This is a genomic window from Cycloclasticus sp. (genome assembly GCF_019090545.1).
Lineage (GTDB): Bacteria > Pseudomonadota > Gammaproteobacteria > Methylococcales > Cycloclasticaceae > Cycloclasticus > Cycloclasticus pugetii.
Genome location: NZ_JAHRVT010000002.1, coordinates 34,371 through 60,814, shown reverse-complemented (window position 1 = coordinate 60,814; position 26,444 = coordinate 34,371). Strand labels below are relative to the sequence as shown.

Here is a 26,444-nt window from a genome sequence, read left to right as displayed (position 1 = left end):
CGATGTTAAAAATTGAAAAATTAAATCAATACTATGGTCAAAGTCATACATTGTGGGATTTAGATATAGAAATACCTAAAGGGAAATGTACCTGTTTGATGGGGCGCAACGGTGTTGGAAAAACCACTCTAGTCCAAAGTGTGATGGGAATTTTGCCAACAAAATCTGGAAGCATGATGTTTGATGGTCAAGAGCTATCTAAATTATCTGCGGAAAAACGAGCGAGTTTAGGGATCGGTTATGTACCTCAAGGGCGACAAGTTTTTCCACTGTTAACGGTAGAAGAAAATTTAAAAATTGGATTATCATCACGCCGAGATAAGGTGCGAACAATTCCTGAGTCTATTTATGAAATGTTCCCGGTATTAAAAGAAATGTCACAACGCCGTGGAGGAGACTTGTCGGGTGGCCAGCAACAACAATTAGCTATTGGGCGTGCCCTAGCGCTTGATCCTGTTATGTTAATTCTTGATGAGCCTACAGAGGGTATTCAGCCAAATATAGTTCAAGAAATTGGCGATATTATTAATAAATTGAACAAAGAAGCTGGGTTAACCGTATTGCTTGTTGAGCAAAAGTTACCGATAACTAAAAAAGTTGCTGACCAATTTATCATTATGGAACGCGGGTGCGCAGTAGCTAAGGGTGAAATTGCTGAATTAACGGATGATTTGGTCAGTGAATATTTAACCGTATGAGTTCAGCATTAACGTCAACAATAGAGACAGAAACAGTGTCTGGTTGGGAGGCTCAGCTGGATTTAAAGTTTGCAGTGCAAGTGAATAAAACGGTGTTGTCTGCACGCCAACAACGTGGGCCCTTAGCTGTTCAGCGTGCATTTTATCCTGAAGGTGATGTATGTCATTTGTATATATTACATCCACCGGGTGGAGTGGTCGGTGGTGATCGCTTGTATATAAATGTGGATGTGGGGCAGCAGGCTAATACGCTATTAACTACGCCGGGTGCAACGAAGTATTACAAAAGCCAAGGCGATACAGCACACCAACAACAAAGGCTAACTGTAGATGAAGGGGCAGCATTAGAGTGGTTTCCTCAGGAAAATATTTATTTTCCTGGCGCGAAAGTTCATTTGAGTACTCATATCGACCTTACGCCAACAGCACAATTTATAGGCTGGGAAATGCATTGTTTTGGTTTACCAGCTAATCAACAAAAATTTACCGAAGGTCGCTTGCAGTTGGATTTTATGCTTAGTCGTAATGAGAGACCGCTATTAATAGAAAAAATGAACGTTGAAGCAAATAAATTGGAGTCACCAACCGGTTTACGTAATAATTCGGTGATGGCTATTTTTTTGGCAACGCCTGCAAACAACAGCATGCTAGAGATGGTGCGAACATTATTGACAGATGATAATAACGTATTGATTGCCGCAACCTTAGTCGAAGACTGTTTATTGGTGCGATATTTAGGTGATTCTACGGAGCAATGTAGGAAAATATTCACTCGTCTATGGGGTGAATTAAGGCCATTGGTACTCAAGCGTAAAGCCTGTTCACCACGCATCTGGGCTACTTAGTAGGATTAATTATGAATTTGACCCCAAGAGAAAAAGATAAGTTATTAATTTTTACCGCAGGATTACTAGCTGAGCGGCGCAAAGCGCGAGGTGTAAAGTTAAATCACCCTGAAGCCATTGCTTATATCAGTTCGGCCATACTAGAGGGTGCGCGAGATGGACAAAGTGTATCTGAATTAATGAATTTCGGTCGCACACTATTAACACGAGATGATGTAATGACAGGCATTGCCGAAATGATTCAGGAGGTACAAGTTGAGGCAACATTTCCCGATGGTACAAAGTTGGTAACTATCCATGATCCAATTGTTTAATAAAGTACGACAGGAAGGTGCCTTATGATTCCAGGTGAAGTAAAGGTTCTAGAGGGCTCGATTAAGCTTAACGTTGGGCGTGAAACAGTCCTTGTTAGTGTGGCTAATACGGGTGACCGTCCGATTCAAATTGGTTCTCACTATCACTTTTTTGAAAACAACCCTGCTTTAACATTCGATCGAAAAAAAACCTATGGGTTTAGATTAAATATAGCGGCCGGTACAGCGGTGCGTTTTGAACCAGGGCAAACGCGGGAAGTGGAGTTGGTCGCCTATGCGGGAGATCGAAAAGTGTACGGCTTTAATGCCGAAGTAATGGGTACTTTGGAGACGGACTCATGACCAGTATTAGTAGACAAGCTTATATGGAGATGTACGGGCCCACGACAGGGGATCGTGTTCGATTAGGTGATACCGAGCTTTGGATTAAGGTTGAAGATGACCGAACCATCTATGGTGATGAAGTAAAATTTGGTGGTGGTAAAGTTATTCGTGATGGAATGGGGCAGAGCCAACGTGTAGATGCGGAGGTCGTTGATGTGGTCATTACCAATGCATTAATTCTAGATCACTGGGGTATTATTAAAGCGGATGTTGGTATTAAACATGGACGTATTGTTGGTATTGGTAAAGCCGGTAACCCTGATGTACAGCCCGGTGTTGATATAGTCGTTGGGCCAGGTACCGAGGTAATTGCCGGAGAAGGCCAAATATTAACGGCCGGTGGTGTGGATTCGCATATTCACTTTATTTGTCCTCAACAGGTTGAAGAAGCTTTGATGTCAGGTATCACCACCATGTTAGGTGGTGGTACCGGCCCAGCTACTGGAACTAACGCCACCACGTGTACACCGGGTATTTGGAATATGCATCGAATGCTGGAAGCAGCAGAAGAATTGCCGATGAATATCGGTTACTTAGCTAAAGGCAATGCCAGTAGTGAAGAGCCACTAGTGGAACAAATAACAGCCGGTGCGATTGGCCTTAAATTACATGAAGATTGGGGGACGACACCGGCTTCAATTGACACGTGCTTGTCAGTAGCTGAGAAAATGGATGTACAAGTCGCAATTCATACAGACACATTAAATGAGTCCGGTTTTGTAGAACATACCTTAGGTGCAATGAAGGGGCGCACAATTCATACGTACCATACGGAAGGCGCTGGCGGTGGTCATGCGCCAGATATTATCAAGGCCTGTGGTGAATCGTTTGTATTACCATCCTCGACGAACCCAACAAGGCCCTATACGATCAATACGGTGGATGAACATTTAGATATGTTGATGGTTTGCCATCATTTAGACCCTAATATTGCTGAAGATGTGGCTTTCGCAGAGTCTCGTATTCGCCGGGAAACCATAGCAGCAGAAGATATTCTGCATGACCTAGGTGCATTTTCAATGATTGCGTCTGATTCGCAAGCAATGGGACGGGTTGGCGAAGTTATTACGCGCACATGGCAGACAGCACATAAAATGAAAGTACAACGGGGTGCATTAGAAACAGATGATGAGTTGTCGGATAACTTTAGAGCAAAACGCTATATTGCTAAATATACAATTAATCCTGCAATAACACATGGCATGTCCCATGAATTAGGCTCAATTGAGGTTGGTAAATTAGCTGACTTGGTTTTATGGTCGCCCGCATTTTTTGCCACAAAACCAAGCCTGATTATTAAAGGTGGCATGATAGTAGCCGCTCCAATGGGCGATCCAAATGCATCTATTCCTACACCTCAGCCAGTGCATTATCGAACTATGTTTGGAGCACTCGGCGGTGCACGGCATGCAACTCGTATGACGTTTGTGTCACAAGCTGCAGCGAAAGATGATATTGCAGGCAAGTTAGGCTTAAAAAGCATGATTGGGGTAGTCAAACATTGCCGTGATGTATGTAAGTCGGATATGCTGCTTAATGATTATCAGCCTAATATTCAAGTTGACCCTCAAACCTATCAAGTGTTTGCTGATGGTGAGCAGTTGACCTGTGAGCCAGCAACAGAGTTACCGTTAACGCAACGATATTTTTTATTTTAATGATGCTGAAGTTAGTAAAAAAACTGAAAGAAGCGGCTGATGCGCAAGCAAGCTTAACCCTGCCACTGGCAAGTAGGGTTAAAAGTCGGCTACGATCAACCCTCGATGATGGTCGAGAAGTTGGCTTATTTTTAGAAAGAGGCCAAACTCTTTATCATGGAGACTTATTAGTAAGTACCGATGGGTTGGTTGTTAAGGTCATTGCTGCGGATGAAACCGTGTCGACAGTAAATTGCGATGATTATCTATTACAGGCAAGAGCAAGTTACCACTTGGGTAATAGGCATGTTGCCCTACAGATTAAACCCGGACAGCTGCGCTACCTTCATGACCATGTTTTAGACGACATGCTTAAGGGGTTTGGGTTAACCGTTAAGGTCGAAAAAGCGCCATTTGAACCTGAGCCAGGTGCTTACCAAAGTACTGGATTACATCACCATGAACATTAAGTAGGAGCTTTCTTCATGAATAAATTACTCGTAGCGATCGTCACTTTATTTCCAGCTTTAGCATATGCCCACCAAGAGCATGGGCACAACCTATCAGAAAATATTTCGCATATATTTTCAAATCCAGAACATGTGTGGCCTTTATCGTTGGGCATTGTTTTGATTGTTGTTATTGGAGCCGCTTTTAGTAAAAAGTAATTAATGCTGGAGTCTAATGTTAGTTTAATACGGCTATTACAATTGTGTAGTAGTGCGTTGCCGATAGGCGGATTCACATACTCACAAGGCATAGAATGGGCTGTTGAAGGACACTGGGTGAATAGTGAAAACGATTTGCGAGCATGGTTATTAGATCTCATAAAAACTAATCTGCAACAGCTTGAAATTCCAGTTTTTTTGAGAATGCTTAGAGCGTGTGAAGATAATGACGAATTAGCATTAAAGCGTTGGTCAGATATTTTATTGGCCTATAGAGAAACCAGTGAGCTGAGATTAGAAGAAAATAACCGTGGCCGAGCAATGACGCGATTATTAATAGATTTAGAGGTGGAGGCTTCTATTGATTTACAGTCAACACTGGCGAAAACGCAAACAGCTGGGTTTGCGTTAGCTGTCAATCAATGGGGTATTCCTGTCAATATAGCTGCTCATGGTTTTGCTTGGACTTGGCTGGAGAACCTAGTTATTTCTGGTGTAAAACTAATACCTTTAGGTCAAGTTTCTGGCCAACGTATTTTACGTGATTTAGCAAAGCCGTTAGCTACATCAGTGGAGCAGGGGTTGGAAATTCTTGATGAAGATATAGGTAGCTCATCGCCAGCGTTGGCTCATGCTAGCGCACGCCACGAAACACAATACACACGATTATTTAGATCTTAACATTTGGGTAAAAAAGAAAATGATGAATAGTTCAAAAAAAATACCTTTACGAGTTGGAGTGGGAGGCCCGGTTGGGTCAGGTAAAACAGCTTTATTGGACTCCCTTTGTAAAGCGATGCGTGCTGATTACCAGTTAGCAGTGGTTACGAATGATATTTATACAAAAGAAGATGCGCAATTCTTAACTAAAAGTGAAGCGCTTGCAGCTGATCGAATTGTAGGAGTTGAAACGGGTGGCTGTCCTCATACAGCTATTCGTGAAGATGCATCAATGAACCTTGCTGCTGTTGAGGATTTGAGTGAGAAATTCTCAGATTTAGATCTAATATTTATTGAAAGCGGTGGTGATAATTTATCGGCTACATTCAGTCCTGAATTAGCCGATATTACAATTTATGTTATTGATGTTGCTGAAGGAGAAAAAATTCCTAGGAAAGGTGGCCCTGGTATTACGCGCTCAGACCTTCTGGTGATTAACAAAATTGATTTAGCACCCTATGTAGGCGCATCATTGGATGTAATGGATAAGGATACGAAGCGAATGCGAGTAGATAAACCTTATGTTTTTACAAACCTTAAGACCGGTGAAGGTCGCGCCAGCATTATCGACTTTCTAGTTAAAGAAGGTATGCTTTAAAGCCGAAACTTTACTCTGGATAGGTCAACTATACCTAATAAAACCTATTGCTAATGGGGTTATTAGTGATCACTTGAAAGCTATAAGAGTTGATTTAATAGCATGATAGTTAAGGGACACTAATAACGTTTTAAGGCGATTTGTTTGTTATTTCTTCCATCTGCCCTTCAATCCAGTTTTCTGCTTGTTGATTGAGCTCTTTGGCAGACATGGCGTTACTGTCGATCATTTTTCCAATTCGAACTTGAATCGTACCTGGGTGCTTTATGAAAGCATTTTTTTTCCAAAACTCGCCGGCATTATGTGCAACAGGAATAACCGGGTAACCAGACTTTTCCGCTAATAAGGCACCGCCTACCATGTACTTTTTTCGTTCACCAGGGGCTGTTCGTGTGCCTTCTGGAAAAATAACAACCCACCGACCAGATTGAAGTCGTTGGCTGCCTTGTTTGATAATTTGTCGAAACGATTTACTCTTTTTTGAGCGGTCTATTGCAATAGGTTGCGTTAGTGCAAGCGCCCAGCCAAATAAAGGGATCCACAGCAGTTCTTTTTTTAAGACCCAGCATTGCTCTGGAAACATGACTTGTAACGCAAAGGTTTCCCAAGCAGATTGATGTTTACAAAAAATAATGCCATTACCTTTTATGTTTTCTAAACCAGTTACCTGAAAATCCAGCTTACAAATAACTTTAAGGCCTTTAATAACCAGTTTAGCCCAGGTGCTAGCTATGGCGTATCTTATGTTATAGGAGAACGGAAAAGACAGTAGAACCAGTGGTGCAAATATAAACAAAGTAGTGACTTGGAATATAAAAAAAACAACCGATCGTAATCCGGGAATTAACAGTTTAAATAAGGATGTTTTGGCTTGCGTCATAAAGTGTCTCAAAAATAGGGTAAGGGAGCTCAGGGTTTTCTTGTTGAGTTTTTTTTCCTTTTCCGGTCAAAACAAGTATGGCTTTTGAACCAGCTTCAGTTGCGGCTTGTAAGTCCCTTAGGCTATCGCCAATGACAATAGCGGCGTTTAAATCAATATTGAATTCTAGGGATAAATCATGCAATAAGCCAGGCTTTGGTTTACGGCAAGTACAATGATCATCAGGTGTGTGTGGGCAAAAGGCTATCCCAGTAATTTCACCGCCGGCTTGATGTATTAAATCGAGCATTTTGTTGTGCATGGCGGTTAAGGTATCTAAGCTAAAGTACCCACGACCTAAACCGGATTGGTTGGTTGCAATAAAAATTCGATGACCTGCTTTGTGCAAGTTAGCAATCGCAAGAATGCTACTTTGAATTGGGAGCCATTCATTAACACTTTTAACGTAGCTGTCACTGTCGATATTAATAACACCATCACGGTCTAAAATAATGTCTGGCTTGTTTATTTTAGTAAGCATTACTGTCTATCTAACAAATTGATATATCAGCTATTTTAATAAAATTAGAGTGAATTTTGTTAAGCAAAGCCAACCGCGAATGTTTAAGCTGTTCATCTTCGGCCATAATAAAAACGTGTTCAAAGAAATCATCGATGGGCGTTTTCAGCTTAGATAATACTTTTAGCGCTTCAATATATTGTTGTTGCTCGATTAATGGCTGAGTCTGTGTTTCGATCAGTTGTAATTGTTGATATAGGTAGATTTCTTGCTGATCGACTAAACGCGAGGCATCAAAAAGCGCGCTGACATTGTCCGGTGCTTTCTTTAATAAGTTTTGAATCCGTTTATTGGCCTCAGTTAAGCTCATAGCTTCGTCTAGTTTAGAAAAATCTTTGACCGCACGAATACGATTCATAAAATCTACAGGTCGAGTACAGTCAACAGAGGCAACGGAAACGAATTGCTCAGGAGAGTAATGATTTGACAAACAATAGCCTTTTAAACGGTCGAGCATAAAATTTAAAACGAGCTCTTTGGTCTTATTTGCGTCAAACGTGTGGCTAAATTGCGCACAAGATAGGCTAATGAGTTCTTTTAGGTCAAATTCGAGTTGACCTTCAATAATAATCCTTAAAATACCTAAAGAGGCGCGACGTAAAGCAAATGGGTCTTTGTCGCCGGTAGGTAATAAACCGACACTGAAAATCCCCACAACGGTATCGAGTTTATCGGTAAGGGCAAGAAGTTGACCTGTTTTGCTGGTCGGTAGCACACCACCCGACTGTTTCGGCCAGTATTGTTCTTGTAAGGCTTCGGCGACTTCATCTGGTTCGCCATTTTCTTTGGCATAGTAACGGCCTATAACGCCTTGTAGGCTAGCAAATTCGCCAACCATATCCGTTACCAGGTCTGTTTTACTGAGAAGTGCGGCGCGTGAGGCTAGTGCTGTATCACGCCCGAGTTGATCGGCAAGTTGAATAGAGAGTTTTTCAACGCGACGAGTTTTTTCACCAATAGATCCCAACTTTTGCTGAAAAATGACGTTATCTAATGAGCTGATTCGTTCAGCAAGTGTCTTTTTCATATCTTGTTGCCAGAAAAACTCAGCATCGGATAAGCGCGGGCGAATAACTCGCTCATTACCATGACTAACAGAGCTTGGGTTGTTGCTATCAATATTACTAATGGTAATAAAGTATGGAAGCAACTCGCCGTTCTCATCCAAAATAGGGAAGTATTTTTGGTTGATTTGCATGGTGGTAATGAGGACTTCTTTGGGGAGTGCTAAAAAATGGTCGTCAAAACTACCTGTTACGGCAACAGGGTATTCTACTAATGCAGTAATTTCATCTAACAAGCTAGGTTCGATGTGCGCTTGACCATTGACCGCGTTAGCAGCTTGAATGGCTTGCTGTTCAATAAGGGCTTTGCGGTCTTCAAAAGAAGCGATCACGTGGGCATTAGCGAGCTTATCATTGTATTGGCTGGCCTCTTCAATGGTAATAGGGCCAGGTGCATGAAAGCGATGACCGAATGAAGTATTTGAGGCGTTAACAGCAAAAAATTGAGTATTAATGACCTCATCACCTAAGAGCAATAATACTGAATGTACAGGCCGTACAAATGCATCGTTAGAATGACCCCAGCGCATACGTTTTGCAATTGGTAAGCGAGTCAAGGCTTTTTCTATAATGCTAGGAATAAGCGCTTTAGCCGATTGACCTTTTTCAAGCTTTTTATACGAAAGCCACTCGCCTTTATCTGTTTTCAGCGTGCCAAGGTCATCAAAACTAGCGCCACAGCCACGTGCGAACCCTAAAGCAGCTTTAGATGGGTTGCCTTCAGCATCATAAGCAGCCGCTATAGCGGGGCCACGCTTTTCAACATGAATATCTTCTTGAGTTGTTTCGAGTTCTTCTATCCATACAGCTAAACGGCGGGGTGTGGCAAAACTATGAGTACGAGTAAAACCTAATTTTGCCTCTTCAAGGCCACTGCATATTGCAGATAGCAGGTGGTCGCGTAAGGTTTTTAATGTTGATGGTGGAAGTTCTTCACAACCGAGCTCAAACAATAAATCTTTTGTTTCGGCCATTACGGTGTCTCCTCAGTTTTTAGCATGGGGAAGCCTAGCGCTTCTCGAGAGGCAAAATATGTTTCAGCGACCATTTTAGAAAGGCTGCGGACACGTAAAATAAAGCGCTGCCGTTCAGTCACAGAAATGGCGTGACGAGCATCTAATAAGTTAAAGGTATGCGAGGCTTTTAAAACTTGTTCGTAAGCAGGCAGTGGCAAACCTTTTTCAATTAAAAGGTTGCAAGCCTGTTCGCATTCATCGAATTGTTTAAACATGGCGTCTATATTGGCATGATCAAAGTTGTAAGCCGATTGTTCCACTTCATTTTGGTGAAATACATCACCGTAAGTAACGACACCCTTATTGGTCTTAGTCCAGACAAGGTCATACACACTTTCAACGCCCTGTATATACATGGCAATGCGTTCTAGACCATAGGTGATTTCGCCACTAACGGGGCGGCAATCTAAGCCGCCGACTTGTTGAAAATAGGTGAATTGGGTGACTTCCATACCATTTAACCAGACTTCCCAGCCTAAGCCCCAAGCACCTAAGGTAGGAGACTCCCAGTTATCTTCAACAAAGCGTATATCATGTTCAAGCATGTCTAAACCAAGATGACTGAGTGAACCTAAATATAAGTCTTGAATATCAATGGGCGATGGTTTGATAAGCACCTGAAACTGATAATAATGTTGTAGACGGTTTGGGTTTTCACCAAAGCGGCCATCGGTTGGGCGGCGCGAGGGTTGTACATAGGCCGTTGACCAAGGTTCAGGGCCTATGGCACGCAAAAAAGTGGCAGGGTGGAAAGTTCCAGCGCCCACTTCAAGGTCTAGCGGTTGAAGAATAGCACACCCTTGGTTAGCCCAATATTCTTGTAAAGCAAGGATAAGGCCTTGGAACGTCATAAGGTCTTGAGTAGATTTTGACACAGTAGTTTCGGCGGTTGTTTGAATAAAAAAGAGAAGTATATCTAATAAGCCTACACTTATCATTAAAGCAAGCTTAAATGCATAAGCTATTTAAGCATTTATACGAAACTTGAGGCCCTTTGGGTATAATGATCAATCAATGTATTTAAGAGAAGATTATGGCAACGCAACGTAAAGCGGTCGCACTGATATCAGGTGGTTTAGATTCACTATTAGCGGCAAAAGTTATGCTTGAGCAAGGGGTTCATGTAGAGGGTATAAATTTTTATACAGGGTTTTGTGTGGAAGGGCATACCCATGCAATTCGAAAAAAAGATAAAGCAAAACCGAAAAGAAACAATGCATTATGGAGCGCTGAAAAGCTAGGCATTAAGCTTCATATTATTGATATTATTGAAGAATATAAAGATGTTTTGCTTAACCCAAAGCATGGTTATGGCGCCAATATGAACCCTTGTTTAGATTGTAAAATCTTTATGGTGGGAAAAGCCAAAGAGTGGGCAGAAGAAAATGGCTTTGACTTTATTATTACCGGTGAAGTTATTGGTCAACGTCCGATGTCACAGCGTAAGGAGACTATGCCGGTAATTTCTGAAGAGTCGGGCGCGGATGATTTGTTATTGCGCCCTTTGTGCGCGCAAAATTTGCCAGAAACGCTGCCCGAGCGTGAAGGCTGGGTTAATCGTGACCAATTGTATGACTTTAGTGGGCGGACACGTAAACCTCAAATGGCGCTGGCTGAAAAATTTGGCTTTGATGATTACGCCCAACCTGCTGGTGGTTGTTGTTTCTTAACCGATAAAGCGTATTCCGTTAAGTTAACTGATTTATGGGCTTCTCGAGGCAAACGAGATTATGAAATAGACGACATTATGTTGTTAAAAGTAGGCCGGCATATTCGACCAAAACCAAACTTTAAATTGATAGTGGCTCGTGAAGAAGGTGAGAATAATTTCTTACAGGGTTATAAAAAGCAGTTTATAACGCTAAGAACCATGAGTCATAAAGGGCCATTAACGTTGCTGGATGGAACGGCCAATGATGAAGACCTTAAACTAGCGGCACAAATTGTCGCACGGTTTAGTCAAGGTAGAGATGCAAAAACTGTTGATGTTGAAGTGACTGAGAACGGGGTTAATAAAAACTTTACCGTAACGCCTTTAAAGGCGGATCAGATTCAAGACGCTTGGCGCGTATGATAGAGCTAGATGCACGCCGGTTAATGTGCCCTATGCCGGTTATAAAAACGCAAAATATAATAAAGACACTTTCTTCAGGTGATAAAGTAAGAGTCAGCTGTACAGATCCTGGTGTTATGCAAGATATTCCTGCTTGGTGTAGAATCAATGGACATACTGTTTTAAGCACAGAAGAAATTGATCACGAATATATCCTAATTATCAAAGTTGGAAGCGATTAAATAATATGTCTCAACTGATGACTGAAACCAGGGCCAAAAAGAATATCACCGTGATTGGTGGCTTGGCTAATTTAGTATTGTCCGTTTTCAAAATTGGTTGTGGTTGGTTCGCTCAATCACACGCATTGGTCGCTGACGGTTTTCATTCTCTGTCCGATTTATTAACAGATGGCTTGGTGTATTACGCATCGCATCATGCCGGCCAAGAGGCGGACGAAAAACACCCGTACGGTCATGCAAGGTTTGAAACATTAGCAACCGTCATTTTAGGTGCTTTGTTGGTGGCTACGGCTGGGGGAATTATTTGGAATGCAATAGCCGGCTTCTTTAATGATGATGTATTGCTGCATGGTTGGTTGGTTATTACTATTGTAATGATCTCTGTCTTATCTAATGAAGTCATGTACCAGCTGACGATGAAAATTGCTCGGGATACAAAATCTGAGTTGATGAAGGCTAATGCGTGGCATCACAGGAGTGATGCGATTTCTTCTTTAGTTGTATTAATAGGTGTTGGTCTTGATATGGCTGGCTTTCAATACTTTGATTCTATTGCGGCAATTATCGTGGGTCTAATGGTGGCAAAGGTTGGGGTTGATCTAGCATTGAATGCGAGTAAGGAGTTAGTCGACACTGCATTGGATGAAGAGGTTGTAGAAAAAATTAAGCAAATCATATTAGACGCCAGTGGCACGAGAGAGCTACATTTTTTACGTACTCGAAAAATGGGGGATACAGCTCTTGTAGATGTGCATATCTTGGTGGACCCTAAAATAAGTGTTTCTGAGGGACATTTAATTAGCGAAAGGGTACGCTTATCATTAATAAAGGGCGTTGAAAATATTGGTGAGGTGACGGTCCATATCGACCCAGAGGATGATGAGATTTATTCGCCAAGTGTCGATTTACCCTTAAGGCATCGTCTTATAGGCCAGCTTAATGAGTCATGGGAAGGCATTGCTGAAAAAGACGGAGTGTCAAATGTCACCCTTCATTATCTGGATGGTAAGGTAGAGGTTGAAATAGAGCTTCCTTTAGAGGTCATTAATAATATTAGTGAAGCACGGGATGTGTCAGAAAAATTTAAAAAGAAAACGTTAACACTTCCAGAGGTGACGGATGTAAAAGTGTTATTTGTTTAAATTGCCCAAAATTGGTGCGGCTAGTGTAAATAATGCACCAATATTGGGATTTTAAGCCGTGAAAAAGGTAAATATCCGTAAAATACAACAAGTTATGTTTTGGCATATTATGTGCACAAAATGTCGAGCTAACTTAATTTTAGAAGCAATCATTTAAAAAACTTTAGGAGTAATCATGTCAGCACAAGATGTATTAGATTTGATCAAAGAAAAAGAAGTCGCTTTTGTTGATTTCCGTTTCGTTGATACTATTGGTAAAGAACAACACGTAACAGTTCCATCACATACGGTAGATGCTGATGTGTTTGAGGACGGCAAAATGTTTGATGGATCTTCCATTCTAGGTTGGAAGGGTATTAATGAGTCAGACATGATTTTGATGCCAGATCCATCAACAGCTGTTTTAGACCCATTTTTTGATGACGTAACGCTGATTATCCGTTGTGATGTTGTTGAGCCTAGCGATATGTCTGGCTATGAAAGAGACCCTCGCTCAATTGCTAAAAGAGCAGAAGAGTATCTTCAGTCAACAGGTATTGGTGACGCGGCTTATTTTGGTCCAGAAAATGAGTTTTTTGTATTTGATGATATTCGTTGGAAAACAGACATGTCGGGGTCTTTTTATAAAATAGACTCTGAAGAAGCGGGCTGGAATTCAGAAAAAGATTATGAAAGTGGCAACATGGGTCACCGTCCTGGTACAAAAGGCGGTTATTTCCCAGTCCCTCCTGTTGATTCTCTTCATGACATGCGTGCGGCTATGTGTTTAACGCTTGAAGAAATGGGTCAAGAGACTGAAGTTCATCACCATGAAGTAGCAACAGCGGGCCAGTGTGAAATTGGCACAGTGTTCAATACATTGGTGAAGAAAGCAGATGAGGTCTTAGAGCTTAAATATGTAGTTCAAAACGTTGCTCACGCCTATGGCAAAACAGCTACTTTTATGCCGAAGCCAATCGTTGGTGATAACGGTAATGGTATGCATGTTCACCAATCAATTTTTAAAGACGGCAAAGCATTATTTTCTGGTGATTTATATGGCGGTTTATCTGAAATAGCCTTGTTTTATATTGGCGGTATTATTAAACATGCTAAGGCAATTAACGCCTTCGCAAATGCTTCAACAAACAGCTACAAACGTTTAGTACCGGGTTTTGAAGCACCTGTTATGTTGGCTTATTCTGCACGTAACCGTTCAGCATCTATTCGAATTCCTTTTGTAGCAAACCCTAAAGGTCGTCGAATTGAAGTGCGTTTTGCTGATTCAACGGCAAACCCATACTTATGTTTCTCAGCCATGTTAATGGCGGGTCTTGATGGTATTAAGAATAAGATCCACCCTGGCGAAGCTATGGATAAAGACCTTTATGATTTGCCACCAGAAGAAGAAGCTGCAATTCCACAAGTAGCGACTTCATTTGATGAAGCACTAGTTGCATTGGATAAAGACCGTGCATTCTTAACTGAGGGCGGTGTGTTTACTGATGATATGATTGATGGCTACATTAAATTAAAAATGGAAGAAGTGACTCGCCTAAGGATGAGCACTCACCCGATTGAGTTTGATATGTACTACAGCTTGTAAAATTGCATTGATGTAATGAAAACCCCGCTATTGCGGGGTTTTTTTTGCACAAATTTTAAGAAATATGGTCTTATGGTTGCATAGCACAGTCATAAAGGAGCAGGGTATGAAGCGAAGTATTATTTTAATCACAATTTTTTTAGCGGGTTTTGTGCAAGCCGATGTTTATAAATATATCAATAAACAAGGGAAAACAGCCTACTCCGACACACCTGTTAAAGGTGCAGAGAAAGTGATTGTGCCGCCGATTATGACTTATGAGGCACCTAATATTCCTACAAAAAAAATAGTGACTTCAGAAGAGCGCAAAGAGTTAACTGAAGCCAATATTCCTTATGATCATATTAGTATTATTTCACCCATTGAGCAGGGAACGGTTAGGAGTAATCAAGGTATTGTGAATGTTACATATGATTTGCAGCCGGCTTTGCAAGAAGAAGATACGGTTGAATTATTACTTGATGGGGTGGTTCAAGAAGGCTTCAATCTTGAGGGGGTGGAGCGTGGTGCGCATGTTGTTCAGGTGCAAGTAATAGATAAGAATGGTGAGGTAAAAATAACTAGCCCCAGTGTGACTTTTTATTTACAAAGAAGCACAGCATCATAAAGATATAAAGCGTTTAACAATGGGACGTTAAAATAAAAATGCACTGTACTGGTGCATAAAATTTCTGTTAACGAGTATGATGAGACCTATGTTTATTAAAGAGGGCGCCTCATACTACTTGGCGCATTAATTGCTAGGTATCTAGAATGAAAAAACACACCTTTATGCCAAATTCTGTCATGGAACAACTGTCTGTCGGTATATTGCTGTTTAACGAAAAAAATGCGTTAGTTTATATAAACAATGCAGCTGAAGAATTACTTGATATCAGTGAACGTAAAGCCATTGGCGCGAAGGCAGAAAACCTGTTTGAAACCGCACGCTTTGATATCAATAAGGTGTTTCAGCGTAGCCGGCAACTAGGGTCAAAAGTGACTGAGCACTTGGTTCCCATCGGCCACCCCGTTGGAACAAAAAGAAGCGTAAGTTTATCAGCAACACCATTATCAAATAATAGTAATGACGATGAAGAAGAGCTGCTCGTTGAAATCGTTGATTTTAATTACTATTTACAGATCGATCATGATGAAAAATTATTAGCACAAAATGAACTAGCGACCAATATGTTACGAGGGCTTGCCCATGAAATTAAAAACCCATTAGGTGGTATTAGGGGGGCTGCTCAGTTGCTATCAAAAGAGTTAAATGGTGATTTTTCTGACTATATACACGTTATTATCGAAGAGGCGGACCGCTTAAGAACGCTAGTTGATCGAATGTTGGGGTCATCAGAGTTACCGAATCATCAATACATTAATATACATGTGATTTTGGAACGTGTAAGGCAATTAGTGGAAGCCGAGGTTAATGAAAAAGTCATCATAAGAGCAGATTATGATCCTAGTCTTCCAGATATCAAGGCAGATAAAGATCAGCTTATTCAAGCATTACTAAATGTAGTTAGGAATGCAACGCAAGCTGTTCAAGATGGTGGTGAAATTATCCTTAGAACGCGAATACATCGAAATTTTACGATAGGTGATGAGACTAGAAAGTTAGCGGTAAAAATTGATGTAATTGATGATGGGCCTGGCATCGAGAAAGAGATGCAAACAAAAATTTTCTACCCAATGGTGACTGGGCGAACTGACGGAACAGGTTTGGGCTTATCAATAGCTCAGACAAATGTGCAGCGCCATAGTGGCATTATAGAAGTGGCCAGTGAACCGGGCCACACGGTTTTTTCAACAATATTACCGCTAGAAAAAGCAGGATAACTAGGGAGTGTAATACCTAATGGGTTGTCGAGTAAAACGTAAGCATCAGATAAATGGATAGTATTAATTATGGGTGAAAAGATAAAAGCATGGGTGGTCGATGATGATCGTTCTATTCGATGGGTGTTGGAAACAGCATTAAAAAGAGAGGGGCACCAAGTCACATGTTTTGAAAGTGCAGAGGGTATTCTAAATCTTATGCGTAAAGATAAGCCGGATGTGTTGCTAACTGATATTCGTATGCCCGGCAAAAGTGGCATTGAACTCCTTGCAGAACTACAGAAACATTATCCAGATTTACCTGCGATTGTGATGACGGCTCATTCAGATATGGACAGTGCGGTGTCTGCCTATGATGGTGGTGCTTTTGAATATTTGCCTAAACCTTTTGATGTTGATGAGGTTGTTAATCAAGTTGAACGAGCCTACGAGCACCTTAAAAAGAAAACAAGCGCTGTTGAGCAACCTGATACTCAAGATGAGGCCAGTGAGTCGGGCATTATTGGTAGTGCTCCAGCTATGCAGGTTGTTTTTAGGGCGATTGGGCGCTTGTCAAAGTCTAATATTACGGTGATGGTAAATGGAGAATCAGGCACCGGTAAGGAATTAGTTGCCAAGGCCCTTCATCAACATAGTTTAAGAAGAGATAAACCGTTTATAGCGTTAAATATGGCGGCGATTCCTAAAGATTTATTAGAGTCTGAGCTATTTGGGCATGAGAAAGGGGCATTTACTGGCGCAACGAGTCGTCGAAAAGGGCGTTTTGAGCAAGCCGATGGTGGGACGCTGTTTTTAGATGAAATTGGTGATATGCCAGCAGATATGCAAACACGTTTATTGCGGGTACTGTCAGATGGAGAGTTCTTTTCTGTCGGTGGTCATCAACCAATAAAGGTGGATGTGCGTATTATTGCGGCAACACATCAGGGGCTAGAAAAACTTGTTGAAGAAAAACTTTTTAGAGAAGATTTATTCCATCGTTTAAATGTGGTGCGTATCAAAATCCCTCCGGTTCGAGAACGTCGCGAAGATATTCCATTACTTCTAAAACATTTTTTAGCTAAGGCTGCCAGCGAGTTGGAAGATGATGTGAAGTTGTTGGATGACGAATCCATGCGGTATCTGTCAGGTTTGCCTTGGTTGGGCAACGTAAGGCAAATTGAAAATACCTGTCATTTATTAACGGCAATGTGCCCGAGCAACATCATTCAGTTAGATGACCTACCTGATGAGTTGAAAAATATCACCTCGACAGAAAAAGTGATGGTTGAGGGTGACTGGTTAGACGCTGCAAAAGAAGATATTACTAAAAGATTATTAGCAGGGGAAGCAGATGTGGCGAAAAGGGTGGTGGCTTCGGTAGAAAAAGTATTAATTATGCAAGCATTGGATGTTACCAAGGGGCGCCGGCAAGAAGCGGCAAAATTACTAGGCCTTGGGCGAAATACCTTAACTCGGAAAATTAAAGATTTTAGTGCTTAACAGTCGAGGCTACCGATTAATTCAGAAAAGTGGTTAAGTTGGTGTGTATCGAGATAATCGACTATCCCATCATTAACTTTTTTACTCAGTAAGGGGTCATAGAATAGCCCTGTACCAAGACCAACTGCGCTAGCTCCAGCAATAATAAACTCAAGCGCATCATTAGCGGTAGTGATACCGCCTTGGCCAATAATAGGAATATTATGTGCTTTGCAGACTTGATAGACTTGATGAACTTTCAATAAAGCAATGGGTTTAATTGCCGGGCCAGAAAGCCCGCCCTGTACATTACCAATAATGGGGGTTCTTGTGTTGGTGTCGATAGCCATGCCCATTAAGGTGTTGATGACTGAAAAGGCATCGCTACCGGCGTCAATACAACGTTGTGCATTGTCAGCAATATTTGTTTGATTGGGGGATAGTTTAGTAATTAGTGGTTTGTTGGTAACGGATCGACAGGCTTCTACCACGCGTGCAGACATGTCAGGATCGTTGCCAAATGTCACACCACCTTCTTTTACATTCGGGCAAGAAATATTAATTTCTATGGCATCAATAGCAGATTGATCAAAAAGCCGTGTTACCTCAGTGTATTCTTCAATAGTGGAGCCAGAAACATTCGCAATAAAACGAGTTTCTTGGAAATTTAGCGAAGGAAGTATCTCATCAACAACCTTATTGGCACCGGGGTTTTGCAGGCCAATCGCGTTTAACATGCCCGATGGGGTTTCGTAAACGCGGTGTGTTGGGTTTCCAGGGCGGGCGCTCAACGTGGTGCCTTTAAGACAAACAGCGCCAATATCTCGATGAGAAAAACCCTCTACGCGGGTGTATTCTTGACCGAAGCCAACACAGCCAGAAAGTAAGACAACGGGTGTTTGGAATCGCATTCCACAAAAGTAAGAGGCTAATTTAGGGTGTAACATTTGCTGACTGATAGTGAGATAATATGCTCAATTATACCAGTTAACCCAAGGTTAATATCATCATGATCCATGTCGTTTTATTTGAACCAGAAATTCCTCCTAATACGGGTAATGTAATGCGCCTTTGCGCTAATGCTGGGGTGCGTTTAAGTTTAATTCACCCGCTCGGTTTCGAAATTAACGATAAACAGTTAAGGCGAGCAGGGATGGATTACCGAGACGTGGCGGATGTGAAGGAATATCAAAATTTTGATGAATTTTTAGACGGCGAAAAACCAAACAGGGTGTTTGCTTTTTCTAGGTTTGCAAAAAGTAATTATTCGCAGGTCAGCTATCAAGCTGGCGATGCCTTGGTTTTTGGTCCTGAAACGAGAGGCTTGCCAAAGGCATTTATTGAAGCCTTACCAGAGCAGCAGCGACTTTTAATTCCAATGAAGGAGGGTAATAGAAGTCTTAATTTATCAAACTCAGTTGCTGTAGCGGTGTATGAAGCATGGCGCCAACATGATTTCGAATGGTAAAAACTAGTCTAGCTGAGGTTCGGCCAATTGAGCGCGGCTGAGCAAATATCTAACGGCTACGTCAGGGGCTAATCCTTCATACAAAATTCGGTATGTTTGAATGCAGATGGGCATATCGAGTGACCACTTTTCACAAATAGCATGCACTTCACGAGCAGCATGGATGCCTTCTACTTCTTGGCCAATCGTTTGTTTTGCGTCATCAATTTTTTTGCCCTGTCCAAGCTGTAAACCAAGACGTCGGTTACGTGATTTATTATCGGTACAAGTCAACACTAAATCACCGACACCGGCTAAGCCAAGAAAAGAACTTTCCGAGCAATTATAGACATGGCCGAGTTGTACCATTTCAGTTAAGCCTAGGGTGATTAATGCGGCTCGAGCATTGGCTCCGTAACCTAAACCATCAGAAATACCGGCAGCAATGGCTAAGATATTTTTCATGGCGCCACCTATTTCTGCGCTAGCAAGGTGCTTAGTTGGGAAGGTCAGGAAGTTAGCGTTTCGTATTATATCTGCAACCTCAGTGGCAACCTCGATATCTGTAGAAGCTACTACAACGGCTGTGGGCAGATTATCTGCAACTTCAAGTGCAAAACTAGGCCCAGAGATTAGGGCTAACTTTGTATCCTTACCTAGGGTTTCTATGACGATTTCATGTGCTAATAGCCCTGTGCCGGTTTCAAAGCCTTTTGTTATCCAGCTCACGATAGTATCTTTTTTAAGCTGAGGCTTACATTTAAGTAGCGTTTGTCTAAACGCATGACTGGGAACAGCAAGCATTAAAAAATCGTGTTTTGCGACGGTTTCTTCCAGCTGATCTGTAACGCTTAAGGTGCTGGGGAAGTCGGTGCCAGGAAGAAATTCAACGTTACTATTATCAATCTGGAGTTGCTTGATATGGCTCGGGTTATGTCCCCATAATGTAATGTGGTGACCTGCTCTGGCCATCATCACAGCCATGGCGGTACCCCACGAGCCAGCACCAAGAACAGCTATTTTTTTAGGGCTCATCTGCGTATTAGTTAATTGGCTTTGGAGATATCGTTTTGTTGGCTATGCTGAGCGTATAAAGCATCAAAGTTAACAGGGTTTAGTAACATTGGAGGGAAGCCGCCTTTGGTGACAACCTCAGAAACCACTTCACGTAAATAGGGAAATAAAACACTTGGGCAAAAGCTACCTAAGAGTGGGCCTAACTCAGGCTCTGAGAAACCTTTAACGCCGAAAATGCCTACCTGGGTCGCTTCAACTAAGTAGGCCACGCTGTCATTATTTTTTACGGTGACGGTAACAGTGATTGAGACTTCAAAAAGGTCTTGAGGTGCTTTTTTGGAATTACTGTTTAAGTTTATATCAACATTGGGTTCCCACTTTTCTGTAAAAACAGTGGGTGTGTTAGGCGATTCAAAAGATAGGTCTTTTACATATAGTTTTTGAATTGCAAATTGTTTGTCAGATGAAGCGGTTTGTTCGGTAGAGGCCATATGGATTCCAGATGAAAAGGGTTATTTTTTAACGAGTGGCATGCTGGCGGCTTCCCAAGCTTGGATGCCACCGCTTAAAGCATGCACATTAGTTCTGCCAAGCTTGCTGAGTGTTTTGCAAGCTTCGTCAGAACGTGTTCCTGACTTACAGTAAAGTATTAGCGGGCGTTCCTCGTATTTATTTAACGCATCAGCGTTATCTTTTATCTCAGAGATCGGCATCAATACGGCGCCTGAAATGTGACCACTTTTAAACTCGTCTTTAGTACGTGTATCAATAACGACAGCGTCTTCACGATTAATCAGATTGATCGCTTCAGATGGGGAAATGAGTTTATATTTGCGGGTAATGTCGCTAAAAAAAGACTGTAACAATAAAATAATAACAAACAGCAAGGCAATAAAAAGCAGGCTGTGATTGCTGATAAATTCCAAATAAATATCCATCTTAGGGTGAGCCTTAAAGTATTAGATTAATTAGCAGTAGATTTTTTTTAATAAATGTACGACATCTATAGAGGCCTTTTCAGCCACGCTATAGAGGACTTGAGTGGCATTTTTACGGTATTGTAAAACGCCATTATTTCGCATAATTGCAAGATGTTGTGAGACGTTGCTTTGGGTAGAGCCAACACTGTCTAATAGTTGTTGTACAGTTTTTTCGTCATGCCCTAGCTGACAAATGATTTTTAGCCTAATAGGGTGAGAGAGCACTTTAAGAAGATCAGCGGCTTTGTTTATTTCCTCATCACTTTCGATGAGTTTGTCCATAGCTAGGTTGCTCATAGGGCTTGTCTTTGCATATAGTTAAAGTATTAAAAGGGCATATATCGTAAAATGGATGACATATATTAACCCATTATAACAAGCAAACTGTGGAGATAGCATTTTGAAGCAACATTTAATTAAACGCCCTATTGTGTTAATGATTTTAGATGGCTTTGGTTACGCTCAGGCAGGAGAATCTAACGCCATTAATGCGGCGAACACGCCAACCTGGGACAGACTATGGGCAACCAAGCCTAAAGCTTTATTAGATTGTTCAGGCTCGGTAGTGGGGTTACCAGATAGGCAAATGGGTAATTCAGAGGTTGGGCATTTGCACTTGGGTGCAGGACGCTTATTGCCGCAAACGTTTACGCAATTAAATGATGATGTTCATTCGGGTGAATTTAAAAACAATCCAGTACTTTGTGATGTAGTAAATGATGTGATTGAAGATGATAAGGCGCTACATGTTGTAGGCTTATTATCGCCTGGTGGTGTACATAGCCATGAAGATCACCTAAAAGCAATGATAGAAATGGCTGCTGAGAAAGGTGTTAAAAAGCTTTATTTGCATGCCATCTTAGATGGCAGGGACACACCGCCGAAAAGTGCTAAGGCGTCATTAGAAAAAATGGAGCTTTTATATAAACAGTTAGGTGTTGGCAAAACGGTGTCTTTAGTAGGTCGTTTTTATGCGATGGATAGAGATAATCGTTGGGATAGAGTCCAACTGGCGTATGACCTATTGAGCCAAGGGAAAGCAGAATATTCTGCTGAAGATGCAATTAGTGGATTAATGGCATCTTACGGACGCGAGCAAACAGATGAGTTCGTCTTGCCAACCAGCATACACCCTACCAGTAGCCAGGCTATTAAAATAGAAGATGGCGACAGCGTTGTTTTTATGAATTTTAGATCAGATAGAACACGTGAATTTACCAGGGCATTTACAGAAACTGGCTTCAATGAGTTTGAGCGAGCTGAGGTGCCGTTATTGAATAAATTTGTGTGTTTAACACAGTACCATGAGGATTTTGATTTGCCCGTTGCCTACCCTCCTATAGAGGTAAATAACGGCTTTGGAGAGGTGCTTGCCAGTAAAGGTCTAAAGCAGTTGCGTATTGCTGAAACTGAAAAGTATGCACATGTTACGTTCTTTTTTAATGGTGGTGATGACGCACCAAATGAGGGTGAGGATCGAGTTTTAATTCCATCGCCAAATGTTAAAACATATGATTTACAACCAGAGATGAGTGCGCCAGAACTCACAGATAAATTGGTTGAGGCTGTTTTATCAGAAAAATATGATGCCATTATTACCAATTATGCAAACTGCGATATGGTTGGCCATACAGGTAATTTTGATGCAGCGGTGAAAGCTGTTGAAACGATTGATGCCTGCATTGCAAGGTTGTTGGAAGCACTTGAAAAAGTAGGCGGTGAGGTTTTTATCACGGCGGATCATGGTAATGCCGAACAAATGACGGATCCAGATTCTGGTCAGACGCACACAGCGCATACCACCAACCCAGTGCCCTTTGTTTATGTTGGCCGTTCTGCACAGCTTGATAGCAGCGGTGATTTAGCAGATGTCGCGCCTACGATGTTGGCCGCTATGGGGCTTAGTCCATCAGCCGAGATGAGTGGGCATAGTTTGCTTCATTTAACCAGTTAAAGTAGTACCTCTAGCCAATAAGAATGTTAAAGCAACGACTTATTTTAACGACGCTTATATTAGTTTCTTTACTGGGTTCAGGGTCCTTATTTGCATCGCCTGAGAGTGAGAAAAAGAAACAACTGGCTTTGTTGCGCGAGCGGATGCAATTGGTGGAAAAAAACATCGCTTTAACGCAGCAATCAAAAACTAAAGAGGAAAGGGCGCTTAAACAACTGGATAAACGCTTGGCTGAGTCTTCAAAAAGGCTTCGTTTGCTGAATGAAAAGCTTGATGAAACAGACAAAAAAATTAAGCAATTGCGAGCCCAGCAAGCTAGGCTAAAAGAACAGACTAAGGTGCAAAAACAGTTATTGGCAGAGCAATTAAAGTCGGCGTATTTAATGGGTAAGCAACAGCGTGTGAAGATGTTACTTAATCAACAGCACCCAGATCGGATGAGTCGAGTAATACAGTACTATGACTATTTCAACCAAGCGAGATTGGACAATGTAACGGCACTGGACGCGGGTATTAAACAATTACTCGATGTTGAAGTGGCGCTAGATGATCAGTTGAGTGAGTTAGCCACCTTTATTGACGCAAAAAAAACGGAGAACGAGCAGTTAATGGCGGCTAAGAGTCAACGTAAAAAGGTGTTGGCTCAGTTAGGTAAAGAGATGAAATCAGCGGCCGATGAATTGGCTGAATTAAAAGAAAATGAAAAACGCTTAACAACGCTATTAGCTAGTATTCGCCAAGTCATTATTGATACGCCTGTGTTGGCCCAGCAAAATAAACCTTTTAAGAGCTTAAAAGGTCGATTGCCTTGGCCTATAAAAGGCTCGATACGTAAGCGATTTGGTAGTGCAAGACAATCTGGTCGCTATGACGGGGTTGTTATTGCTGCAAGCGAAGGCACCGCCATTAAGGCTATCTCGCATGGTAGAGTAGTGTATGCGGATTGGTTAAGAGGCTATGGTTTGTTGATTATCGTCGATCATGGTTCAAACTATATGAGTTTATATGCCTTCAATGAAGGGTTGTACAAAGAAGTGGGTGACTGGGTTGAAGCGGGTGAAATGATAGCAACGGTTGGAGTGAGTGGCGGACAACAAAAAGCCGGTCTATACTTCAGCATTAGAAAAAATGGAAAGCCGGTGAATCCTATTCAATGGTGTCGAGCGGTTTAAAAAGGTCGCGTTGGGTAATTTTGTAAGTTAATGGAGTTGATATGAATTTTTTACGTAAAACATTGCCAGTGTTAATGGTAGGTGCTGCACTGGGTATTATGTTGAGCATTGGCGGGACCGTGTTGGCTGAGAAAGAACGGGTTAACAGTTCGTTACCATTAGAGGATTTAAAGGCATTTTCAGAAGTATTTGGCCAAATTAAAGCGTCTTATGTTGAAGAGGTGAGTGATCACGACCTATTAGAGAATGCGATAAAAGGGATGTTAACGGGCTTGGACCCTCACTCAACCTATTTGGATAAAAAAGCCTTTAAAGATTTGCGTGAAGGTACACGTGGGGAATTTGGTGGTTTAGGCATCGAAGTAGGTATGGAAGATGGTTTTGTAAAAGTTATTACGCCAATTGATGATACGCCTGCTTTTAAAGCAGGGATAGAAGCCGGTGATTTGGTGATTCGTTTAGATGAAAAACCAGTAAAAGGCATGACCTTGTCAGATGCAGTAAAAATAATGCGCGGCAAACCAGGGACGGATATTCTGTTAACGATTATAAGAGAAGGTGAGCCGAAGCCACTTAAAATTAAGATCACCCGTGCAGTTATTAAAGTGGTTAGTGTGAAAAATCGTCTTTTAGAACCCGGCTATGGCTATGTAAGAATTGCCAGCTTCCAAACAAGGACTGGAGAAAACCTAAATGACGCGATTTTTGAGTTAAAAAAAGAATCTGAAGGTAATGAGCTAAAAGGTCTGGTATTGGATTTACGTAATAACCCTGGTGGTTTATTAAATGCGGCTGTGTCAGTGAGTGATGCTTTCTTAAGCGAGGGTTTAATTGTTTACACAGAAGGCCGTATTGAGCATTCTAAAATGAGCTTTAAAGCAGGCCCCAATGATGTTTTAAAAGGTGCTCCAATTGTTGTGTTGATTAATGGTGGTTCTGCGTCGGCCTCAGAAATTGTTGCTGGTGCGTTACAAGACCATAAGCGTGCAGTGATTATGGGGCAGCAAAGTTTTGGTAAAGGTTCGGTGCAAACGATTTTAGAAAACAATAAAGGCGGAGCGATTAAATTAACCACAGCGCGTTACTTCACGCCATCAGGTCGCTCAATTCAAGCTGAAGGGATCACGCCTGACATCACTTTATCGGCAGTAAAGTTAGAACAATTAGAAGATGATTTTGTTGCAATTAAAGAAAAAGATTTAACAAAGCATTTAGTGAACCCCGAAGGCGAAGAAGAAAAGGAAGAAAAAGTAGTAGAGCAAGTGAGTACAGATTACCCCTTGCACGAAGCGCTTAATTTGCTTAAAGGCATCAATATTTTAAGAAAGTAAGCGATAGGCACGAGCGACCGGTGGAAAAGTTAATTATGGCTCGGACTTTTTTATTGATCGCTTGTGTTTTTTTGATAGGGCCTAGCCACGCCGAGGAAGTAAAACCAGAGGCGGTTATCAGTATTATTATTGACGATATTGGTTATCGTTTAGAAGAAGGCCGGCAGCTGATTAATCTATCGGCCAACTTAACGTATGCGGTTTTACCCAATGCACCAAAAGCCAGACAGTTGGCCAATCTTGCGCATCAGCATGGGCACGAAGTTATGCTGCATATGCCAATGCAGTCAACCCTTGGAGAAGCTGCCGAAGAGGGTGCCTTAGCCATTGATATGAAAGAAAAAGAGGTGGAGCAGGCCCTGTTGCAAGCGTTTAATAAAGTACCTCACGCAATCGGTATGAATAATCACCAAGGGAGTTTGCTAACACGGCATCCTGGCCATATGGAATGGGTGATGAAAACAATGCGGCAGGGAAATTATTTTTTTGTTGATAGTCGTACTGCTGGGCAGTCTATTGCCGCGCAAATTGCCGTTGAACAAGGTGTGCCCGTCCTTAGTCGTGATGTTTTTCTCGACCACACTATTGATGAAGAAAAGATTAAACAACAGTTTGATATATTGATTAAACAAGCTTTAGAAAACGGTTATGCCGTGGGCATTGGTCACCCATATCCAGAAACATTAAGTGTATTGCAAGAAATGTTACCCACATTAGCCTTACGGGGGGTGAAGCTTGAGCCTATTTCATATCAGCTTCGGAAAAGATCGGCACAAATGGTAGTGGGTAAGATCATTAACTAAATTGCACGCTGTTTCAGCAATGAACACAAAAAGTCCCTGCTGGTTTTATC

Annotated in this window: 30 protein-coding genes; 21 read left to right on the top strand and 9 right to left on the bottom strand. The window is 41.7% G+C overall.

Annotated elements, in window-relative coordinates; translation table 11 throughout:
- The first annotated feature begins 2 nt into the window (after nt 1-2).
- Genes urtE through ureG form a run of 9 tightly spaced genes read left to right on the top strand, consistent with a single transcriptional unit; the run spans nt 3 to nt 5,864 of the window.
- Nucleotides 3-698, top strand: coding sequence for an urea ABC transporter ATP-binding subunit UrtE (gene urtE / locus KUG63_RS00655; protein WP_020931753.1), 696 nt, complete (start codon nt 3-5; stop codon nt 696-698).
- A complete protein-coding gene (locus KUG63_RS00650) occupies nt 695-1,543 on the top strand; it encodes an urease accessory protein UreD (protein WP_041932844.1) in 849 nt (282 codons plus the stop codon). The genes urtE and KUG63_RS00650 overlap by 4 nt, the downstream gene beginning before the upstream one ends.
- A gap of 11 nt (nt 1,544-1,554) precedes the next feature.
- Entirely contained in the window at nt 1,555-1,857 is a 303-nt protein-coding gene (ureA, locus tag KUG63_RS00645; protein WP_015004825.1) for an urease subunit gamma, read from the top strand.
- A gap of 24 nt (nt 1,858-1,881) precedes the next feature.
- The gene (locus KUG63_RS00640) at nt 1,882-2,199 is read left to right on the top strand and encodes an urease subunit beta (RefSeq protein WP_287553633.1); all 318 of its coding nucleotides are present in this window, start codon (nt 1,882-1,884) and stop codon (nt 2,197-2,199) included.
- Nucleotides 2,196-3,899, top strand: coding sequence for an urease subunit alpha (gene ureC / locus KUG63_RS00635; RefSeq protein WP_015004827.1), 1,704 nt, complete (start codon nt 2,196-2,198; stop codon nt 3,897-3,899). The genes KUG63_RS00640 and ureC overlap by 4 nt, the downstream gene beginning before the upstream one ends.
- Nucleotides 3,899-4,348 carry an urease accessory protein UreE gene (gene ureE, locus KUG63_RS00630; protein ID WP_015004828.1) on the top strand — a complete coding sequence of 150 codons (450 nt, stop codon included), beginning with the start codon at nt 3,899-3,901 and terminating at the stop codon, nt 4,346-4,348. The genes ureC and ureE overlap by 1 nt, the downstream gene beginning before the upstream one ends.
- A 15-nt stretch (nt 4,349-4,363) precedes the next feature.
- The gene (locus KUG63_RS00625) at nt 4,364-4,546 is read left to right on the top strand and encodes a hypothetical protein (protein WP_016390251.1); all 183 of its coding nucleotides are present in this window, start codon (nt 4,364-4,366) and stop codon (nt 4,544-4,546) included.
- A 3-nt stretch (nt 4,547-4,549) separates the two neighbouring features.
- On the top strand, nt 4,550-5,227 hold the full coding sequence (locus KUG63_RS00620; protein WP_277642311.1) for an urease accessory protein UreF: 678 nt from the start codon (nt 4,550-4,552) through the stop codon (nt 5,225-5,227).
- A gap of 22 nt (nt 5,228-5,249) precedes the next feature.
- A complete protein-coding gene (ureG, locus tag KUG63_RS00615; RefSeq protein WP_020161593.1) occupies nt 5,250-5,864 on the top strand; it encodes an urease accessory protein UreG in 615 nt (204 codons plus the stop codon).
- Between the two features lie 130 nt (nt 5,865-5,994).
- Here the strand turns inward: ureG and KUG63_RS00610 are convergent, their stop codons facing one another.
- The 4 genes from KUG63_RS00610 to glyQ are packed head-to-tail and all read right to left on the bottom strand — an operon-like array spanning nt 5,995 to nt 10,321.
- Complete coding sequence (locus KUG63_RS00610) at nt 5,995-6,744, bottom strand: lysophospholipid acyltransferase family protein (RefSeq protein ID WP_015004832.1); 750 nt, start codon at nt 6,742-6,744, stop codon at nt 5,995-5,997.
- Nucleotides 6,716-7,264 carry a D-glycero-beta-D-manno-heptose 1,7-bisphosphate 7-phosphatase gene (gene gmhB, locus KUG63_RS00605; protein WP_020931758.1) on the bottom strand — a complete coding sequence of 183 codons (549 nt, stop codon included), beginning with the start codon at nt 7,262-7,264 and terminating at the stop codon, nt 6,716-6,718. The genes KUG63_RS00610 and gmhB overlap by 29 nt, the downstream gene beginning before the upstream one ends.
- Before the next feature lie 10 nt (nt 7,265-7,274).
- Entirely contained in the window at nt 7,275-9,341 is a 2,067-nt protein-coding gene (gene glyS, locus KUG63_RS00600; RefSeq protein ID WP_020931759.1) for a glycine--tRNA ligase subunit beta, read from the bottom strand.
- On the bottom strand, nt 9,341-10,321 hold the full coding sequence (gene glyQ / locus KUG63_RS00595; protein ID WP_015004835.1) for a glycine--tRNA ligase subunit alpha: 981 nt from the start codon (nt 10,319-10,321) through the stop codon (nt 9,341-9,343). The genes glyS and glyQ overlap by 1 nt, the downstream gene beginning before the upstream one ends.
- Before the next feature lie 95 nt (nt 10,322-10,416).
- Between glyQ and KUG63_RS00590 the strand changes: the two genes are divergently transcribed.
- From KUG63_RS00590 to ntrC, 7 genes are all read left to right on the top strand, one after another.
- Nucleotides 10,417-11,457, top strand: coding sequence for a tRNA (5-methylaminomethyl-2-thiouridylate)-methyltransferase (locus KUG63_RS00590; protein ID WP_015004836.1), 1,041 nt, complete (start codon nt 10,417-10,419; stop codon nt 11,455-11,457).
- Complete coding sequence (locus KUG63_RS00585) at nt 11,454-11,678, top strand: sulfurtransferase TusA family protein (protein ID WP_015004837.1); 225 nt, start codon at nt 11,454-11,456, stop codon at nt 11,676-11,678. The genes KUG63_RS00590 and KUG63_RS00585 overlap by 4 nt, the downstream gene beginning before the upstream one ends.
- Before the next feature lie 17 nt (nt 11,679-11,695).
- Nucleotides 11,696-12,820 carry a cation diffusion facilitator family transporter gene (locus tag KUG63_RS00580; RefSeq protein ID WP_223253200.1) on the top strand — a complete coding sequence of 375 codons (1,125 nt, stop codon included), beginning with the start codon at nt 11,696-11,698 and terminating at the stop codon, nt 12,818-12,820.
- 175 nt (nt 12,821-12,995) lie between these two features.
- On the top strand, nt 12,996-14,405 hold the full coding sequence (gene glnA / locus KUG63_RS00575; RefSeq protein ID WP_015004839.1) for a glutamate--ammonia ligase: 1,410 nt from the start codon (nt 12,996-12,998) through the stop codon (nt 14,403-14,405).
- Between the two features lie 106 nt (nt 14,406-14,511).
- Nucleotides 14,512-15,012: a DUF4124 domain-containing protein gene (locus tag KUG63_RS00570; RefSeq protein ID WP_015004840.1), complete on the top strand. Its 501-nt coding sequence runs from the start codon at nt 14,512-14,514 to the stop codon at nt 15,010-15,012.
- A 146-nt stretch (nt 15,013-15,158) separates the two neighbouring features.
- The gene (gene glnL / locus KUG63_RS00565) at nt 15,159-16,229 is read left to right on the top strand and encodes a nitrogen regulation protein NR(II) (protein ID WP_015004841.1); all 1,071 of its coding nucleotides are present in this window, start codon (nt 15,159-15,161) and stop codon (nt 16,227-16,229) included.
- Nucleotides 16,230-16,298: 69 nt separating this feature from the next.
- Nucleotides 16,299-17,711: a nitrogen regulation protein NR(I) gene (gene ntrC, locus KUG63_RS00560; RefSeq protein WP_020931761.1), complete on the top strand. Its 1,413-nt coding sequence runs from the start codon at nt 16,299-16,301 to the stop codon at nt 17,709-17,711.
- On the opposite strand, the gene KUG63_RS00555 is transcribed toward ntrC, so the two are convergent.
- A complete protein-coding gene (locus KUG63_RS00555; protein WP_015004843.1) occupies nt 17,708-18,637 on the bottom strand; it encodes a dihydroorotate dehydrogenase in 930 nt (309 codons plus the stop codon). The two genes, ntrC and KUG63_RS00555, sit on opposite strands and share 4 nt — an antisense overlap.
- A gap of 62 nt (nt 18,638-18,699) precedes the next feature.
- On the opposite strand from KUG63_RS00555, the gene KUG63_RS00550 reads away from it, so the two are divergent.
- On the top strand, nt 18,700-19,158 hold the full coding sequence (locus KUG63_RS00550; RefSeq protein WP_015004844.1) for a tRNA (cytidine(34)-2'-O)-methyltransferase: 459 nt from the start codon (nt 18,700-18,702) through the stop codon (nt 19,156-19,158).
- A gap of 3 nt (nt 19,159-19,161) precedes the next feature.
- On the opposite strand, the gene KUG63_RS00545 is transcribed toward KUG63_RS00550, so the two are convergent.
- Genes KUG63_RS00545 through KUG63_RS00530 form a run of 4 tightly spaced genes read right to left on the bottom strand, consistent with a single transcriptional unit; the run spans nt 19,162 to nt 21,431 of the window.
- A complete protein-coding gene (locus KUG63_RS00545) occupies nt 19,162-20,172 on the bottom strand; it encodes an NAD(P)H-dependent glycerol-3-phosphate dehydrogenase (protein WP_073024159.1) in 1,011 nt (336 codons plus the stop codon).
- An 11-nt stretch (nt 20,173-20,183) separates the two neighbouring features.
- The gene (secB, locus tag KUG63_RS00540; protein ID WP_073024158.1) at nt 20,184-20,645 is read right to left on the bottom strand and encodes a protein-export chaperone SecB; all 462 of its coding nucleotides are present in this window, start codon (nt 20,643-20,645) and stop codon (nt 20,184-20,186) included.
- 21 nt (nt 20,646-20,666) lie between these two features.
- On the bottom strand, nt 20,667-21,092 hold the full coding sequence (locus KUG63_RS00535; protein WP_015004847.1) for a rhodanese-like domain-containing protein: 426 nt from the start codon (nt 21,090-21,092) through the stop codon (nt 20,667-20,669).
- Between the two features lie 30 nt (nt 21,093-21,122).
- Nucleotides 21,123-21,431: an ArsR/SmtB family transcription factor gene (locus KUG63_RS00530; RefSeq protein ID WP_016390261.1), complete on the bottom strand. Its 309-nt coding sequence runs from the start codon at nt 21,429-21,431 to the stop codon at nt 21,123-21,125.
- A gap of 118 nt (nt 21,432-21,549) precedes the next feature.
- Between KUG63_RS00530 and gpmI the strand changes: the two genes are divergently transcribed.
- From gpmI to KUG63_RS00510, 4 genes are read left to right on the top strand one after another with little or no spacing between them, the layout of a single operon-like run.
- Complete coding sequence (gene gpmI, locus KUG63_RS00525) at nt 21,550-23,088, top strand: 2,3-bisphosphoglycerate-independent phosphoglycerate mutase (protein WP_220386928.1); 1,539 nt, start codon at nt 21,550-21,552, stop codon at nt 23,086-23,088.
- Nucleotides 23,089-23,111: 23 nt separating this feature from the next.
- Complete coding sequence (locus KUG63_RS00520; RefSeq protein WP_073024156.1) at nt 23,112-24,260, top strand: murein hydrolase activator EnvC family protein; 1,149 nt, start codon at nt 23,112-23,114, stop codon at nt 24,258-24,260.
- A gap of 41 nt (nt 24,261-24,301) precedes the next feature.
- Entirely contained in the window at nt 24,302-25,591 is a 1,290-nt protein-coding gene (locus tag KUG63_RS00515; RefSeq protein ID WP_073024155.1) for a S41 family peptidase, read from the top strand.
- Between the two features lie 20 nt (nt 25,592-25,611).
- On the top strand, nt 25,612-26,394 hold the full coding sequence (locus tag KUG63_RS00510; RefSeq protein ID WP_016390265.1) for a divergent polysaccharide deacetylase family protein: 783 nt from the start codon (nt 25,612-25,614) through the stop codon (nt 26,392-26,394).
- Nucleotides 26,395-26,444: the final 50 nt, after the last annotated feature.